Annotated in this window: 9 protein-coding genes and 2 rRNA genes; 8 read left to right on the top strand and 3 right to left on the bottom strand. The window is 53.0% G+C overall.

Features of this window, described 5'->3' with window-relative positions; translation table 11 throughout:
* Window positions 1–225: 225 nt before the first annotated feature.
* Entirely contained in the window at window positions 226–450 is a 225-nt protein-coding gene (locus NTE_RS10830; protein ID WP_148701031.1) for a hypothetical protein, read from the top strand.
* 36 nt (window positions 451–486) lie between these two features.
* Complete coding sequence (locus tag NTE_RS10825; protein WP_148701030.1) at window positions 487–810, top strand: hypothetical protein; 324 nt, start codon at window positions 487–489, stop codon at window positions 808–810.
* A gap of 5 nt (window positions 811–815) precedes the next feature.
* Here the strand turns inward: NTE_RS10825 and NTE_RS10820 are convergent, their stop codons facing one another.
* Window positions 816–2939 (bottom strand): thioredoxin domain-containing protein, encoded by a 2124-nt coding sequence (locus NTE_RS10820; RefSeq protein ID WP_148701029.1) that lies wholly within the window; start codon window positions 2937–2939, stop codon window positions 816–818.
* A 529-nt stretch (window positions 2940–3468) separates the two neighbouring features.
* Here NTE_RS10820 and NTE_RS10815 point away from each other — a divergent pair.
* The 3 genes from NTE_RS10815 to NTE_RS10805 all read left to right on the top strand — a co-directional run bounded on the left by NTE_RS10815 (window position 3469) and on the right by NTE_RS10805 (window position 9369).
* Window positions 3469–4938, top strand: a 16S ribosomal RNA gene (locus NTE_RS10815).
* Between the two features lie 252 nt (window positions 4939–5190).
* Window positions 5191–8161: ribosomal RNA gene (locus tag NTE_RS10810) — 23S ribosomal RNA — on the top strand.
* The 16S and 23S rRNA genes sit together here, the layout of an rRNA operon.
* A gap of 215 nt (window positions 8162–8376) precedes the next feature.
* Window positions 8377–9369: a DHHA1 domain-containing protein gene (locus NTE_RS10805; protein ID WP_158385450.1), complete on the top strand. Its 993-nt coding sequence runs from the start codon at window positions 8377–8379 to the stop codon at window positions 9367–9369.
* Window positions 9370–9694: 325 nt separating this feature from the next.
* Here NTE_RS10805 and NTE_RS10800 read toward each other — a convergent pair whose 3' ends face one another.
* The gene (locus NTE_RS10800) at window positions 9695–10174 is read right to left on the bottom strand and encodes a RidA family protein (RefSeq protein ID WP_148701027.1); all 480 of its coding nucleotides are present in this window, start codon (window positions 10172–10174) and stop codon (window positions 9695–9697) included.
* 456 nt (window positions 10175–10630) lie between these two features.
* Between NTE_RS10800 and NTE_RS10795 the strand changes: the two genes are divergently transcribed.
* Together NTE_RS10795 and NTE_RS10790 are read left to right on the top strand one after the other, a co-directional pair.
* The gene (locus NTE_RS10795) at window positions 10631–12025 is read left to right on the top strand and encodes a glycosyltransferase family 2 protein (protein ID WP_148701026.1); all 1395 of its coding nucleotides are present in this window, start codon (window positions 10631–10633) and stop codon (window positions 12023–12025) included.
* Between the two features lie 16 nt (window positions 12026–12041).
* Window positions 12042–13766: a right-handed parallel beta-helix repeat-containing protein gene (locus NTE_RS10790; RefSeq protein WP_148701025.1), complete on the top strand. Its 1725-nt coding sequence runs from the start codon at window positions 12042–12044 to the stop codon at window positions 13764–13766.
* Window positions 13767–13929: 163 nt separating this feature from the next.
* Here the strand turns inward: NTE_RS10790 and NTE_RS10785 are convergent, their stop codons facing one another.
* Window positions 13930–15651, bottom strand: a complete 1722-nt coding sequence (locus tag NTE_RS10785; protein WP_158385447.1) for a discoidin domain-containing protein — start codon at window positions 15649–15651, stop codon at window positions 13930–13932.
* A 331-nt stretch (window positions 15652–15982) separates the two neighbouring features.
* Between NTE_RS10785 and NTE_RS10780 the strand changes: the two genes are divergently transcribed.
* Complete coding sequence (locus NTE_RS10780) at window positions 15983–16192, top strand: hypothetical protein (RefSeq protein WP_148701023.1); 210 nt, start codon at window positions 15983–15985, stop codon at window positions 16190–16192.
* Window positions 16193–16302: the final 110 nt, after the last annotated feature.

Here is a 16302-nt window from a genome sequence, read left to right as displayed (position 1 = left end):
TGAGTTCATGTCTGATAGATTGCTAGATAGAAAATAGATATAACATATTTATGTTCAAAATAAACATGATTTTTGCATATAATTACTCATACACAGGGTTTTTGGCCTGTACCTTTTTAGAAAAAGTGTGTCATTTTGGCTGCAAGGGTCCGTTGCTGCAAATGACGCCACATATGCAATTTCCAAGCCGCTAAAAGTTATACGCACGTTTGCCAAAGTTTGGCCATGAACAACAAGCGACAACAGCTGCGCTATGGCATCTATTCCTGCATGGCGGCCATGGTAGGGGCAGTCGGGTACGCGTTTGTCAGGCTGTACGGCCTCAACCAGCGCGTCGGATTCGACATCATTATCGTCAATGTCGTAGTGTTTACAATAAGCGCGGGAATCATGGTGTACCTGTCGTGGAAGGAGCGCGACATCGAGCAAGAAGAAATGTTCAGGGATTGATTGATATTTAGTAGTGGCTCCCTCTATCTACAGAGCATGGACGATTCAGCCAGATTCAGGATAACCCAGATGACAGACACGGGCACAAACGTCACGCTTGCGCTTGCCGAGGATGTCGAGCTAGAGACGGTGTCGCAGCAGCAGATGATGATCGAGGCCATCGACCGCGCCGTGATGGACAAGGAAGTCAAGGAGCAGATAAAACCCGTATTGGAGGCGATACTTCGCGCCCAGCCCCAGACGGTCGTCAGGTCGTACTCGCAGACGATGATCCAGATAACGATGCCCAAGAGGCGCTATGAAAAGATAGGGAGCCCCCGGGTAGGCGAAAGGGTCACAGTCGACATCAGCAGGGCCTAGACAGGCTACCTCTGCTGCCGCCCAAGCTGGCGCGCCAGCTCTTTTTCGGTCGTTATCGGCAGCGAACACGTAAAGTTCCTGCACACAAACGCCGTCTCGCCCTTTTCGGCGCTTCTGCCCTGGAAGAAAGGGTATTTCTGCAGGGCTGGCAGGTCCTTTTCTTCTGATACAAACGCGGTGATGCCGTCGGGCAGAAACTGCGATTTTAGCCACCCTGACATGCCGCCGCCCTTGCCAACGACCGTGACTTCTACTGGCCTTTTCACGTACATGTATATCGCAATCAATAGCTGCCCAAAGCCAAACGGGTTTTCAGCGGCCGGCCTAGCTCCAGACTTCATTATGCGGGCCGCCTTGTCTAGATAGCCGTTATTCTGCGTATAGTGGTACAGCCGGAGAAGGTTTGACGCCGCCACAGAGTTGCCTGACGGGATTGCAAGGTCGTAAAAGCTCTTGGTCCGCACGATCAGCTGCTCGTGGTCGTCAGAGGTAAAGAACAGGTTGCCCTCCTTGTCGTCCCAAAAGTGCTTGACCATAAATTCCGTGTATTTTGCAGCTTTTTCCAGGTATTCTGGCCTTGAATCAACTGCAAAGAGGTCCAAAAGTCCCGATACGTAAAACGCATAGTCGTCAAGGTACGCGTTTAGCTTTGACTGGCCGTCCTTGAACGTGCGCATCAGCCTGCCGTCATCGTCATCATCAGAAGAAGAAGCAAGCCTGCTTTCGATGAACCTGACCGCATTTTTGGCCGCGTCAATGTATCGTGTGTCGCCGGTGACCGCATAGCCTTTTGCAAACCCCGATATCATCAGGCCGTTCCACGACGTCAGGATCTTTTCATCCCTGCCGGGCCTGACGCGCTTTTCGCGGACTGCAAACAGCTTGGCAGATGAATCCTGGATTATCCTTGCTATCTCGTCCGGCGTCTTGCCGTACCTCTGCGCGATGCTTGCGACAGAAGACCTGACGTTGAGTATGTTCTTGAACTCAAAATTGCCTCCTTCTGTTACGCCATAGCGCTCGCAAAAGGCGTCTATTGCAAGCTGGTCCTGCAGAATCTCGCGGATCTCTTCTTTGGTCCACAGGTAGAACTTGCCCTCTTCGCCCTCAGAGTCTGCGTCCTGCGCCGAGTAGAACCCGCCCTCTGGGTGCGTCATCTCGCGGATTACAAAGTCAAGCGTCTTTCTCAGGACTGCAATATGTTCCTCGTCTTTGGTTATCTGGAACAGCTCGGCATACAGCTGCGCAAGGAGCGCGTTGTCGTACAGCATCTTTTCAAAGTGCGGGATGAGCCACTTTTGGTCAGTCGAGTAGCGCGCAAAGCCGCCTCCCAGCTGGTCGTGTATGCCTCCCTGCGCCATCTTGTCTGCCGTAAATACCACGAAATCTCGAAAGCGGTTGATGCCGGAAATGTCATAGTAGCGCAAGAGGAAAAGCAGGTTCGACGCGTTTGGGAACTTGGGTGCCTGCCCAAATCCGCCATATATGGTGTCGCCCATCTGCAGCAGTCCCATGGCTGCCTCGTCCAGTATTGAGCGCTCCACGTCTGCCTTGGTTGCCTCGCCGGCGGGCAGAGCGGCAACGTCCCTGGCAGTCTGCGATAGCGCGTCCATGAACTCGGCGCTTGCCATCTCGACCTCGTTCTTTTTGCTCTTGTAAGCCTCCGCCAGCTGGTGCAATATGGTCTTGAAGCCCGGCAGGCCGTACTGCCTGCCGTCCTTTGGGAAATACGTGCCGACGTAGAACGGCTTTTGGTTTGGAGTCAGGAAAACCGAGAGCGGCCAGCCGCCGGTGCCCGTCGCAAGCTGGCACACGCGCTGGTAAATGTCGTCGATGTCCGGGCGCTCCTCCCTGTCGACCTTGATGTTGATGAAATGCTTGTTCATTATCTTGGCAGTCTCGTCGTCTTCAAACGACTCGTGGGCCATCACGTGGCACCAGTGGCACGCGCTATATCCGACGCTTAGGAAGATGGGCTTGTCCTCTTTTTTCGCGCGCTCCAAAGCTTCTTCCCCCCACGCGTACCACTCGACAGGGTTGTATGCGTGCTGCAAGAGGTACGGGCTGGTCTCTTGTACGAGCCTGTTTGGTTTGCCACCGCTGTTGGCAGCATGGGGATTGTCATGCATTGTGCCTGCAGCTTCTCTAGCACTCTATTTAGACTTTGTAGTGGTTTTTATGGAAGAGAAAATTTCTGTGAAAGTCGTACAAAACAACAAAATCTTGAATTACTTGGCTTCAAAGCACATGATCAACTGGAACTATTGCTCTACCTGTAGAAATCAGGCATAGACTTTATTAACAGGTTTGTACAAGCTTTAACCAGCACTAAATCGGACGCTTGCAGTGGCCGGTAGTGATGTGTCTTCTCACGGTTTACGCTCGTTCTGAAAGATTTATATCGGTGCCTTGTAAAGGAAATGAACGAACGTAACATCAAGGCGGCGTCAGTGATGATGTTGGTAATGAGCCATTTTGTGATTCACTGACCTCCAGTTGCGCTCATATCATGGGGATTCGATGTCAACATCGTTTCCGACATAGGTCACACGTGCAAACCCGTAACGATAACACATAACGACAATAGCGATCCGCACAATTACCAAGTTGTCCGGCCGTACTCTCATTAACGAGAAAAAATACAAAAAAAATGGATTGACTCCGGTTGATCCTGCCGGACCCGACTGCTATCAGAGTGGGACTAAGCCATGCGAGTTAACGCAGCAATGCGTGGCATACGGCTCAGTAACACGTAGTCAACATACCCAGGGGACGTGGATAACCTCGGGAAACTGAGGATAAACCGCGATAGGCCATGGTTTCTGGAATGGATCATGGCTGAAACCTACATGGCCCCTGGATTGGACTGCGGCCGATCAGGCTGTTGGTGAGGTAATGGCCCACCAAACCTGTAACCGGTACGGGCTCTGAGAGGAGGAGCCCGGAGATGGGCACTGAGACAAGGGCCCAGGCCCTATGGGGCGCAGCAGGCGCGAAACCTCTGCAATAGGCGAAAGCTTGACAGGGTTACTCTGAGTGACGTCCGTTAAGGACGTCTTTTGGCACCTCTAAAAATGGTGCAGAATAAGGGGTGGGCAAGTCTGGTGTCAGCCGCCGCGGTAATACCAGCACCCCGAGTGGTCGGGACGATTATTGGGCCTAAAGCATCCGTAGCCGGTTCTGCAAGTCTTCCGTTAAATCCACCTGCTCAACAGATGGGCTGCGGAGGATACTACAGGGCTAGGAGGCGGGAGAGGCAAGCGGTACTCAGTGGGTAGGGGTAAAATCCTCTGATCCACTGAAGACCACCAGTGGCGAAGGCGGCTTGCCAGAACGCGCTCGACGGTGAGGGATGAAAGCTGGGGGAGCAAACCGGATTAGATACCCGGGTAGTCCCAGCTGTAAACGATGCAGACTCGGTGATGGGTTGGCTTTGGGCCAACCCAGTGCCGCAGGGAAGCCGTTAAGTCTGCCGCCTGGGGAGTACGGTCGCAAGACTGAAACTTAAAGGAATTGGCGGGGGAGCACCACAAGGGGTGAAGCCTGCGGTTCAATTGGAGTCAACGCCGGAAATCTTACCGGGGGCGACAGCAGAGTGAAGGTCAAGCTGAAGACTTTACCAGACAAGCTGAGAGGAGGTGCATGGCCGTCGCCAGCTCGTGCCGTGAGGTGTCCTGTTAAGTCAGGTAACGAGCAAGATCCCTGCCTCTAGTTGCTACTGCTGGTCTCCGGACTAGCAGGGCTAATTAGAGGGACCGCCGCCGCTGAGGCGGAGGAAGGAGGGGGCTACGGCAGGTCAGTATGCCCCGAAACCCTCGGGCCACACGCGGGCTGCAATGGTAAGGACAACGGGCTCCGATTCCGAAAGGAGGAGGCAATCCCACAAACCTTACCTCAGTTATGATTGAGGGCTGAAACTCGCCCTCATGAATCTGGAATCCCTAGTAACCGCGTGTCACTATCGCGCGGTGAATACGTCCCTGCTCCTTGCACACACCGCCCGTCGCTTCACCGAAGCTGGTTCTTGGCGAGGTGGCGCCTAATTGGCGCTATCGAACCTGGGGTCAGCAACGGGGGAGAAGTCGTAACAAGGTAGTCGTAGGGGAACCTGCGGCTGGATCACCTCCTTAGATTTCGGCCGGACGACTTGAGTGTAAAGGATTGCCATTGTCAGGGTGCACGTGTGACCTATGCAAAAACAAACATGCAACTCCATGCGTGAGCATGGGGCGAAGGACGCAGCAGGCGCTGCCTGCAATGACCGTCGTGCACAGGAAACAGAAACACGCCACGAAAACGATAGAGGAAATGTAAAACGAAGTGGCTTTACGGAAACAAACGTTCGCGTAGAGTTTCCGGGGCTGCAATAGTGTTGGCCGGTGTACAAGTGCAAAGACGCCGGTTGAAGGATGACTCGGCTTGGTAAGTGATGAAGGACGTGGCAAGCTGCGATAAGCCCGGGGTAGGTGCATGCGACCGTTGATCCCGGGATTTCCGAATGAGGTCTCTCTTTACACTCCCTTGCTTTCAGCTTGGGAGGGCGAACCGTCCGAAGTGAAGCATCTGAGTAGGACGAGGAGGAGAAATCAATCGAGATTCCGCTAGTAGCGGCGAGCGAAAACGGAAGAGCCCAAACTGAACCTGCCACGGTAACGTGGTAGGGATGTGGTGTGCTATGGCGTTGGATGCAGTTCTCTGAGCAGAAGTGTTCTGGAACGTGCTGGCGAAGAGGGTGATACCCCCGTATGCAATAGAGAACTGGATTCTGCCATAGTAAGAGTAACTGGCCTTGGCAGTGGCCAGTGACTATGGGTGAAAGTAGCATCCAAGGCTAAATATTCACCAAGACCGATAGCACACTAGTACCGTGAGGGAAAGTTGAAAAGTACCCCGGAAGGGGGGTGAAAAGTGTCTGAAATCAACCGGTTACAGACGTGTACGGCTCAAAAGGAGTCAGGTGGAGGTTCCGCAAGGGACTGAAGCCTTCCAGGGTCGTACGTTCCGTCTAGAAACACGGGCCAGGGAGATTGCTGTCATGGCGAGCCTAACCTGACGAGGGGAAGGCGAAGGGAAACCAAATCTGCGCAGCTTTGGCGAGGCAGAGGATCCGAAAGGGTCTTGAGTCATGGCAGTAAGGCTAGAAACCGGACGATCTAGTCCTGGTCAGGACGAAGGGGGGCGAAAGCCCCCTGGAGGTCCGCAAGGGTCCTGACGTGCAAATCGGTCCCCAGAACTGGGATTAGGGGTCAAAAACCAATCTAGTCCGGTGATCGCTAGTTCCCACCGAAGTAGATCGCAGTCTTGTCTCGATGGAGGTTGCTTGTATTGTAGAGCACCGATCGGACGGTAAGGGCTCGAAAGGGCTCGCCGCCCATTCGAACTCCGAATGTACGGGCGCCGTAGAAGTCGGGAAGCGGGTTTATGTGGGGTAAGCCTCATAACCGAAAGGGGGACAACCCAGACTAAAGTTAAGGTCCCCAAATGTCTGCTAAGTGTCAAACAAAAAGGTGTTTTCGAGCAAAGACAGCAGGGAGGTAGGCTCAGAAGCAGCCATCCTTCAAAGAGTGCGTAACAGCTCACCTGCCGAGCTCGGAAGCCCTGAAAATGGACGGGGCTAAAGCAGACTACCGATACTTTAGGCCGCCGGCGAGGCCGGCGCGCGGTAGGTGGGCGTAGTGTTTGGGTCGAAGCTGGGCTGTGAAGTCCAGTGGACCGAACTAACTATTGCAGATCCTGGTGGCAGTAACAGCATAGCCGGGTGAGAATCTCGGCGACCGCAAGGGCAAGGGTTTCCCGGCAATGCGTCATCAGCCGGGAGTTAGCCGGTCCTAAGAGCAACCTCAACAGAGTTGCCCGAATGGGAAATTGGTTAATATTCCAATGCCATGAGGCGTCGTTATGACCTACCATGTCGCTTCAGGATAAGGCGAGCAGAACCGTCGTTCTGTCCAAGCTTTCGAGTTTGGGGGAGTGCCGTAATGGCGAGATCCCAGACGAGTGGTGAATGGCCTGCCGCAAGGCGGGTTCGCTTGAATCCAGGAGACATTGAAAGCATGGCAAGGGAGATTGCTTCATGACCGTACCGAGAACCGACACTGGTGCCCTGGATGAGAAATCTAAGGTCTTTCGGGTATACCGTAAGGCGAGGGAACTCGGCAATCTAGCTCCGTACCTATGGTATAAGGAGTGCCTGAGGCTTTTGCGAGGAGCAGGAGCTTCAGGTCGCAGTGACCAGGGGGTCCCGACTGTTTAATAAAAACACAGGTGGTCGCTAGTCCGAAAGGATGAGTACGGCCTCTGTATCCTGGCCAGTGGCGGTACCTAAAACCTGAGTTCAATTGGGCTAAGGGCCGCTAAACGCCGGGAGTAACTCTGACTCTCTTAAGGTAGCCAAATGCCTTGTCGGGTAAGTTCCGACGTGCATGAATGGAACAACGAGGGCCCCGCTGTCCCCGCCTGCAGCCCGGTGAAGCCACTTAACGTGGACGAACAGTCCACGAACCTCTGTCGGGGAGAGAAGACCCTGTGGAGCTTTACTGCAGCCTGTTGTTGCGGTATGGTTGTGGATGCAGAGCGTAGCTGGGAGCCATCGAAGCCAGTCCTCCGGGATTGGTGGAGGCGCCGTTGTAACACCAGCCTTTCATTACCGTATCGCTAACCCGTTCTCACGGGGACATCGGCAGGTGGGCAGTTCGGCTGGGGCGGCACCCCCTTGAAAATGTATCGAGGGGGCCCAAAGATTGGCTCAGGCGGGACAGAACTCCGCCGGTGAGGGCAAAGCCAAAAGCCAGTCTGACTGAATTCCCAATGATACGGAATCCAGAGGCGAAAGCCGGGCTTAGCGATCCATCGTGTCCCCACTATTGGGGGCCGGTGGTGACAGAAAAGTTACCCTAGGGATAACAGGCTCGTCGCGGGCGAGAGCTCCCATCGACCCCGCGGTTTGGTACCTCGATGTCGGCTCTTCCCATCCTGGTTCTGCAGCAGGAGCCAAGGGTGGGGCTGCTCGCCCATTAAAGGGGAACGTGAGCTGGGTTTAGACCGTCGTGAGACAGGTCGGTCTCTGCCTGACAGGGGCGTGGTTGTCTGAGGGGAAGTCGCCCCTAGTACGAGAGGAACAGGGCGGCGAAGCCTCTGGTTTATCAGCTGTCCGACAGGGCATGCTGAGCAGCTAAGCTTCTTAGGATAAGTCCTGAAAGCATCTAAGGACGAAGCCTTTCCCGAGAAAAGACAGCCTTCCGTAAGGAGAAGGGCGGCCATAGAAGATGGCGTTGATGGGATGGAGGTGTAAGCACCAAGCTTCGGCGAGGTGTTCAGCCTGCCATCACCAACAGCCCAACGCACTTGAACCGGATTGTTCAAAGCAACCGGTTTTGTTGGTGGATAGCCATCGGCACCGTTGCCATGGACGCACTATTCCGCAGTCCCGGAACACGCAAAGAACGTGTAAGCCCATTTCGTAGTTGTGTTTCTGTTTCCTGTGCACGGCGGTCCGCGTTTTCTTCTTTCTCTCTTTTTCTCAAACTATTAATCCCGGCCAGCCACGGCTATGCTCTGTGTATATTGTTGTCTAGAGAAATTGTAGTGATGTCTCACAAGGAGGATGTCGATGGTCTTGCTTCTGCAGCCCTTGCCAAGGCCGCGTTTGACGCCCAGACCGTCATACTTTCCGATTACCCTGCGCTCATACCCAAGCTGGAAAAGCTTGCCACCTCTGAAAAGAAAATCGACAGCCTGTTCATCTGCGACCTTGGGCTGTCGAAAAAGAACGAGCAGAGGTTTGTAGAGCTGCTTGCAAAAATCACTGGCAAGGGTACAAAGGTGACCTACGTCGACCACCACGACATCAGCAAGGAAACTGTTGCGGGCCTGAAAAAGGCAAAGGTGACGCTTGTGCATACGGTCAAGGAATGCACGAGCGTCCAGGTGTACCGCAAGTACAAGAAAAAGCTGCCAGAAAGCGCGACGTTTCTTGCCGCAATGGGCGCGCTCACCGACTATATGGAGAAAAAGCCCGCCGCGGCAAAACTTGTTCCGCGCTACGACAGGCAGTTTCTCATGCTTGAAGCAACTTCGCTTTCGTACATGATCTCTGCAAGCCAAAAAGACGAGGACTTTCTCGTAAGGATCGTCGACACGCTGTCAAAGGGCAGGTACCCGCACGACGTCAAGGGCGGCTTTGAGCTTGCAGAAAGGTACGCCAAGAAGGTGGCAAACGCCGTCGAGTCGATACGCTCCGGCATTGTAAAACTGGACAACCTGGCGCACGCGCCAAGCACCGTCGAATTGTCGTCAAGCATGGTGGTCAACTTTGTGCTTGGCTCGTCGGGCAAGCCGGCGGCGATGGTCTACAAGCTGAAGGAAGACATTGGCTCGTACGTGGTTTCAATACGCGGCTCAAAGAGCTGCAAAGTGCACCTTGGCCGGCTCGTAAACGACATCGCAAGCGGCCTTGGAGGGAGCGGCGGAGGCCACGACAAGGCGTGCGGTGCAGTCATACCAAAAGACAGATTGAACGAATTCATAAAGACGCTGGATTCAAAGATGGTAGCAGGATAGAAGCATATTCTTGACAAATCATTTGTTAGCTGCGTGGCTGCAAAGGCGGCTGTCTTTTAGGCCAACTGTCTTTTAGGCCAACAGTGTCTGACCTAACATGCAATATGGGCCCTTGCAGCAAAAAGGCTGGTTGCATGATGATATGAGCCCAATGCAGCACTGCTATGCCTGCGACAAGTGTAAAAAGATGTTTTCGCATGATTTTGAGCTTTTCGAGCATGAAAGAGTCTCCGGTCACAGAGGAATTCTTACTCTGGCAATCGATAAAGACTAGTAGACCAGAAAGTCTCCTTTTTCTCTTCTTTTTCCTGCTATATGTTGTGTTTTACTTTATCTCGACGATGAACTCTACTTCCACCGCGCTTTCGAGGGGCAGGCTGCTGACGCCAACTGCGGCGCGGGCGTGCTTGCCGCTTTCTCCAAAGATTTGTACAAGGAGATCAGATGCGCCGTTTATGACCTTGGGCTGGTCCGCAAAAGACGGCTCGCAGTTGACAAACCCTGTCACTTTTACTATGCGCTTTATGCGCCCAAGTGAGCCAAGCGCGGCCTTTAGCTGCGCAACCGCATTTATAGTGCAAAGTCGTGCAGCCTGCTGCCCTGCCTCTATCGAAACGTCCCTGCCGACCTTGCCTTTGAATTTCACCTGCCCTGCCTCTACTGGGATCTGGCCTGCCACAAATGCCAAGTTGCCGCTAACTACGACTGGCACGTACGAGCCGGCGGGCGCAGGCGGGGTTGGAAGCGTTATGCCAAGCGACTTGAGGGTCTGTTCTGCTGCTGTTGTTGATGATGTAGTCGTCATGATGGTAGACGCTATATCAGAGCCTGCCTGGAGTTATTTATCTTGCTTCTATGTATATATATGGCGGGCAAAAAATGATGAACGGACTAGTACTGCTGTTTTTGCATGCACTATTGTTAAAGAAATAGCAAACGATTTCTCTGTGCAGAGAATCATAACGGCCATAGAAGCATGAAAGGACCTGTTGAATCACCCTGAACCAAAGCATGCATACATACTCACTTGCACTCTTATAGAGTCTGTCTCTTTCGCCGTTTACATGCGATAATGTGAGTTATTTTCTCCATAGATACCGCCGGCCTGACAATTCGCATCACCTAGGATTTCGCCCAAGACGCTGTTTCTTTTAGCCACGTACAAGGGAGCATTTCACACTTGTCGAGAATACTTGTTCGTAGACCAATGCCTGCACGCCGGTTTTCCCATTTGCGCTCGCATTACGGGGGGACTGCATAAGTGGAGCTAGTCACAAGAGAAAATTACACACCGCAAAAGCTTACGCCCCGAAAGAAAGCTGTAAGGTCGCTTATCATAGCGGGGGCAGGCGCGCTTATCGCCACAAAGCTATACATGCTGTTTTTCTATCTGGACCCGATTCTCGGCATATACAGCTTTCTTACTACGTTTCTGGTCTTTAGCTCATTCATTGTTTCTTACACGATGTACAGGGATCCTGTTTACGGCAAAAAGAAGGGAAAGAAAGAAGAAGATGGCAAGAATGTCAACGGTGATGGCGGCGCCGGCGCTCCCTTTAGCGCACAAGAGCCTCTTGTAAGCGTGATAATACCTGCCAAGAACGATCCTGTCATGATAATCGAGGCCGCCAAGTCGTGCCTTGCATCTACGTACCAGAACATCGAGGTAATAATGGTAAACGACGGCTCGACAGACGACACCGGCCACGCGATGGACCTCCTGCGAAAAGAGTTCCCTGACAGGATATCTGTCATACACCTTGCCCAAAACGTCGGCAAGAGAAAGGCCGTCCGGGAGGGAATAGTGTCAGGGCCGGCCAAGGGCGACATCATACTGCTCATCGACTCTGACTGCATAATTGAAAAGACCGCCATAGAGCGGATGGTAAAGGTCTTTGACGACCCTGATGTGGGCGCCGTCTCCGGCCACGGCCGCGCGGTGAACGCGGAACAGAACACGCTGACAAAAATGCAGGACACCTGGTACGACGGCCAGTTTTCCATAATGAAGGCGATGGAAAGCGCCTTTGGCACCGTGACCTGCTGCCCCGGAATCCTGTCAGCTTACAGGAAGGAGGCCATCATGCCTGCGCTTGACAAGTGGGCAAACGACGTCTTTTTGGGAGCCGATTTCACGCTGGGCGACGACCGCCACCTGACAAGCTATGTCATTGGCGGCAACAAGCACTACCTTGACAAGGAGCAAAAGGTGTGGAAGGCCATGTACTCTGAAAGCGCAATCGTCTACACAGAGGTCCCGCACAGGTTCAAGAAATTCATGTGGCAGCAGATACGCTGGAAGAAAAGCTGGCTGCGCGTGTTCTTCTTTACCGCGCCATACTATTACAAGGACAGAAACCCGTTTGCCGCAGCCGTATATTACCTGCAGATGATATGGTCGTTCCTTTCGCCAGTGGTAGCTATCCGCTCGCTCATCCTTCTTCCGCTTCAGGGCGAGTACTGGTCGGCAGTTGTGTACGTCGCCGGCCTGCTATTCATTGGGCTCTTGTTTGCAGCAGAGTTCAAGTTGCGAAACCCAGATACGGGCGGCAAGTGGGCTTACCGGCTTACGTGGTCGGTGATGGGCTTTTTCCTCAGCTCGCTGGAATACTATTCTTTCCTCACAGTGAGGAACAAGTCGTGGCTGACAAGGTGAGTGGTGGCAAGAAAAAATGAAATACACCTCCGTCCTGCTGTGTGCGCTCCTTGCGAGCACCTTTGGCATCGTGATATGGAACATGTACCTGCCCGTATCAAGCAACAGAAACGCCGAGTTCATTGACTACTTGGGCTATTCGGCCAAAAAGGCGTACAACAACAATGACTTTCTGAAAAACAACATCACGCCCATTGCGACACAGCTCGGCCTTGGACCTGCTCCTCCTCTGCCAAACGTGGGCCCAAGGATACTGTACGACCCAAGTATGCCAAGCACGGTGACTCTGACTTTTTACGTGCAGTACGGAAATCAGGAGAACCTGCTGCCACTGCTTGACTTGCTCCAGAACTACAACGTCAGCAAGGCGGTGTTCTTCATAGAAGACAGGTTCCTAAAAGAACACGACTTTGTGGCCAAGAGAATCCAGGACCAGGGGTACGTTATCAAGACATGGGATGACCTGAGCGGCTACAAGGCGGCGGGATACCTCCCGTCCGTATACAGGGGCGTGCCGCTAGTCGAAAACGAAATCCTTGGCCAGACTGGCAGGGACCGCGACGCGATGGAGTTCATCCGGGTGGCACTGCGTCACGCTGACTCATCAGTCATTGCGTTCTCTCCAAAAATAATGGCGCACAAGATTGTGCTTGAAGACGTGCTAAAGCAGGACGGAAAAGGGATCGTGTTCTCTGACCAGCCTGCCGCGGCTGCAAGTCCGCAGCAGCCTTCCGATTCGCAGGTTCCGCCCCTCGTGCTCATCTCCGACGGCAACAATTCCGCAACGCGGGTAAACGAAGGGAAATGGACCATGGACCTGCTGTCCAAGCAGTATCCTTCCGCGGTACGCTACAACGAGCAAGAATCTGCCTACCTTGTCACAAGGCCCATCATAATGGGAAACAACACAACCCTTGAGATAAACGGGGTCCGGGTGCTACTGCTCTCTTCGTCTGAGCGCAACCCTAATCCAACCTACCTTGAGATCCGCGGAAACGCGGCGATTGCAAACTCGACCGTGACTTCGTGGGACCCTGTCCGTGCACGCCCCGAGATAGACCCGTACATCCCGCGCCCGTACATCGTGGTAAGGGGAGGGCACATGGATGTCCTGAACTCTACCATAACGCACCTTGGATACTCTCTTGGCGGACTCAAAGACACCAGGTACGCCCACGCCGCACTTGAATACTACAACGCCAAAGACTTTGTAGTTGCCAACTCTACCATTGCCTTCAACTATTACGGGTTCTATTCGGAGGATTCAAGCGACTTTAGGATACTGAACAACGAGATCTACGGGCAGACCCGCTACGGGCTTGACCCGCACACCCGGTCAGTCAACTTTGTAGTCGACTCTAACAATGTGCACGACAACGGCAACCAAGGGATCATCTGCTCGCTGTGGTGCAACAACGTCACAATCACTAACAACATAGTCGAGTACAACGTCGAGGGCATAGGGCTCCACTGGCTCACCAACTCTAGCATAGTAAAGGACAACGTCGTGCGCTTCAATGAAAAGTACGGAGTGTTCATCCAGAAAGAAAGCTACAACAACTCTGTTGAAAACAACATCATAGTCGGCAACAAGTACGGCGTCGGAATCCTTGAAGGGTCGTCGCGCAACACCGTCGCAAACAACGTCGTGGCAGACAATGTGCTTGAAAGATTCAGAATCGACGCTGACAGCACCGGCAACACCATGCGGGACAACAGGTACTCTGTCTCCGCGGGCTGAGATTTTTTTCTCTACGCCCGCACTGGCTAGCCGATCCTTTTTTCTTATTCTCTACAAAACCATGATCCGAAAAAATCTTCATCATCGTGTGCATGTACACACACAGCAGCCGTAGGCAGCAAAAGAGTGCGTGCACACTATGACAGAAAAAAAGCGCAAGCAGTCAGGGAAGCGGGTTGATTTCCCTTATGGTAAAGTTGGCGTACTCCATCGTCCCGTACTCGTTTCTTGCATAGACAGAAAGCATCGGCTTTCTTGTCTCGCTGGTTGGATCTATGAACGAGTGCACGAGTGGCAGTGCAGGGTTTACGCCGGGCTTGCAAGCTCCGTATCCTGCCCCAAAGTTCGTGCCGTTGTCTATAAACTCGTACATCTTTTCCCACCTGCCGCCGTTCAATCCTCCAGTCATGTCGCGGTACAGTTCCAGCTTTACCTTGGTGTCGTTGTCCATGTTGCGGAGCACAAACTTGATGCCCACCCAGGTGTTCTTTGGAAGCTCGCTCCAGGGCTTTTGGCCCGGCAGGTCCACATAGCCGTTTGACAGGTGGTGGGCTGTCTCTTTTTCAAGCTTCCACCTGCCGTCAGTAAGTACCAGGACGCCGTACCCCCTGTCGTCGCAGAAATTCCTGTTTTCGTTGCCGTTCGTGCCGTGGTTTGTACGGGCAAATATCTGCAGGCCGGAATAGTCGATAAGCTGCGTTTCGTTTATCCTGTTGATGTATATTGTTATCTCCAGGTTCTCTGACCATTCCCTGACATTGGCAGGGTCGTGCACGTACATCCGTGTAAAGTTGCCGGCCGCCGTCAGGGTGCCGTTGCCGTCGACGGTGTAGTTCCCTATGCCGTGTGTCGTCTCAAACCAGCTGTCGTCCGGGTCAACGACATTGCCAAACTGCCGGGCATTTCCATTGTCCCACTTTGAAGACCATTCAAGCCCGCCGGCAGCAGACGGGTACAGCTGTGTGATGCCAAACCTGTCCTTTGGTTTCAGAGGACTTGCGGCCAGTACCGTAGAACTGGGCTCTTGGAAAACCCTTACGACCGAGACGTGCCACTGCTGGTTTCCAGCGTTGTCAGTCGCGCGCACCACTATGTTGTGCGCCCCTGAGGAAAGCTTGAGCGAATGGGTCCATGCTGACCAGTCGCCTGAGGCAGCAGGCGTTGCAGGCACGTATGCCGTGCCGTCTGTCCTGACTTCGACTATTTTCACTCCACTTCCAAAATCTTCCGCCTTGCCCCTGATGCTGACCGTGGCGGCATCAGAAGATGCTGCTGATGACGACGCTATTACTTTGCTGTTGTTTGCAGGCTGGTCCACCATTATGAAAGGCTTGGTATTGTCTGGCACTGCAGAAACGTCGCCGTACACCTTGATCTCTGCAATGGCCGACCAATCGTCTTGGGTGTTCCCGTTTACCGTGATCCTGACATATCTGGCGTCGACGTTTGCAAAGTCGTACCTCTCAAAGCCAGACGTGTTTCCAGAGCTCTTGCCCGAATAAAGCTGGGTATACGTTGCAGCATCAGAAGAATACGATATGGTAAACGTGCTCTGCCTAGTGTTACCCCTGTACCATTCCACGTCGACATGGCAGATGTCTGCAAGCGTTCCAAGGTCAACCGATACCCACGCGCCTTTCCCAAAAAATGACCATTTCGTAACAGGCTGGCCGTCAGCAACATTGCTTGGCACGTTTCCAATCTCGTTTCCTGATGCCTCTGCCTTTGCTATCGGCAAAGCCACGCAGGATGGTGATGATGATGATGGGTGAGCGACTTGTTCTTCTGCCGCACTTGCAGAAATGACTGCTTTGCCAGCGCCTGTCGCGATGGGGGGTAGTATTACCAGAGTTGCAGCAAAAAGAGCAAAAATTGTTAATCGCAATAACAAAGACTGTTTCATGCGGATTTTTTGCATACCGATTCCAACTCTATAATAATAGCAACCTGCAGGCGGCCCTTTCCCCACACTTTCTTGTGATTTATCGTTTGTTGTTGTAGTGATAGTAGTAACAGCACAAGTCCGATCGTCAGACACGGGCAAGATATATCAATAAACACGTCAACGACATAGACAATACCAGAAACTTTTCTCTATATTGCACCCTTTAGTTGTCTGCCTCTTTCACCCTGACGCCTCCCTTGGCATTATCCCTCATTTTATCAACGCAAACCGGTCATAATGATAAAGAGCGCTTGCGGCTACCACATACCTCATGCAAGAGGTCGTGGATTCTGTAAGGCGCCTTGTTTCCGAATGTCGCAACGACAACGACATCGACAGGCAGGTCTCGATCCTGATCAGGGCAAATGCCATGCTTCCTCCATCGATGCAGCTGAAGATACCGTCGCTTATCACTGCCGACTATATACGAAAGGCACTTTCCGACATTGAAGAGCAAATAGAGGCCATTCCAACGACATGACGCGCGGAGGCGACCACGCGCACAGGTGCGTGTACTGCAACGAGCTGTATTCATGTCCTCTTGACAAGCGAGATTGCAAGATATCCTGGAAGACGGATCACAATGATCAT

The sequence above is a fragment of the Candidatus Nitrososphaera evergladensis SR1 genome (assembly GCF_000730285.1).
GTDB lineage: Archaea > Thermoproteota > Nitrososphaeria > Nitrososphaerales > Nitrososphaeraceae > Nitrososphaera > Nitrososphaera evergladensis.
The sequence above is the reverse complement of the archived record's forward strand: the minus strand, read 5'-3'. Positions and strand labels throughout refer to the sequence as shown.

Coding starts and splice junctions, on each gene's coding strand:
- NTE_RS10830 (WP_148701031.1), top strand. CDS start 226: ATGAACAACAAGCGACAACAGCTGCGCTATGGCATCTATTCCTGCATG.
- NTE_RS10825 (WP_148701030.1), top strand. CDS start 487: ATGGACGATTCAGCCAGATTCAGGATAACCCAGATGACAGACACGGGC.
- NTE_RS10820 (WP_148701029.1), bottom strand. CDS start 2,939: ATGCATGACAATCCCCATGCTGCCAACAGCGGTGGCAAACCAAACAGG.
- NTE_RS10800 (WP_148701027.1), bottom strand. CDS start 10,174: ATGACGACTACATCATCAACAACAGCAGCAGAACAGACCCTCAAGTCG.
- NTE_RS10790 (WP_148701025.1), top strand. CDS start 12,042: ATGAAATACACCTCCGTCCTGCTGTGTGCGCTCCTTGCGAGCACCTTT.
- NTE_RS10780 (WP_148701023.1), top strand. CDS start 15,983: ATGCAAGAGGTCGTGGATTCTGTAAGGCGCCTTGTTTCCGAATGTCGC.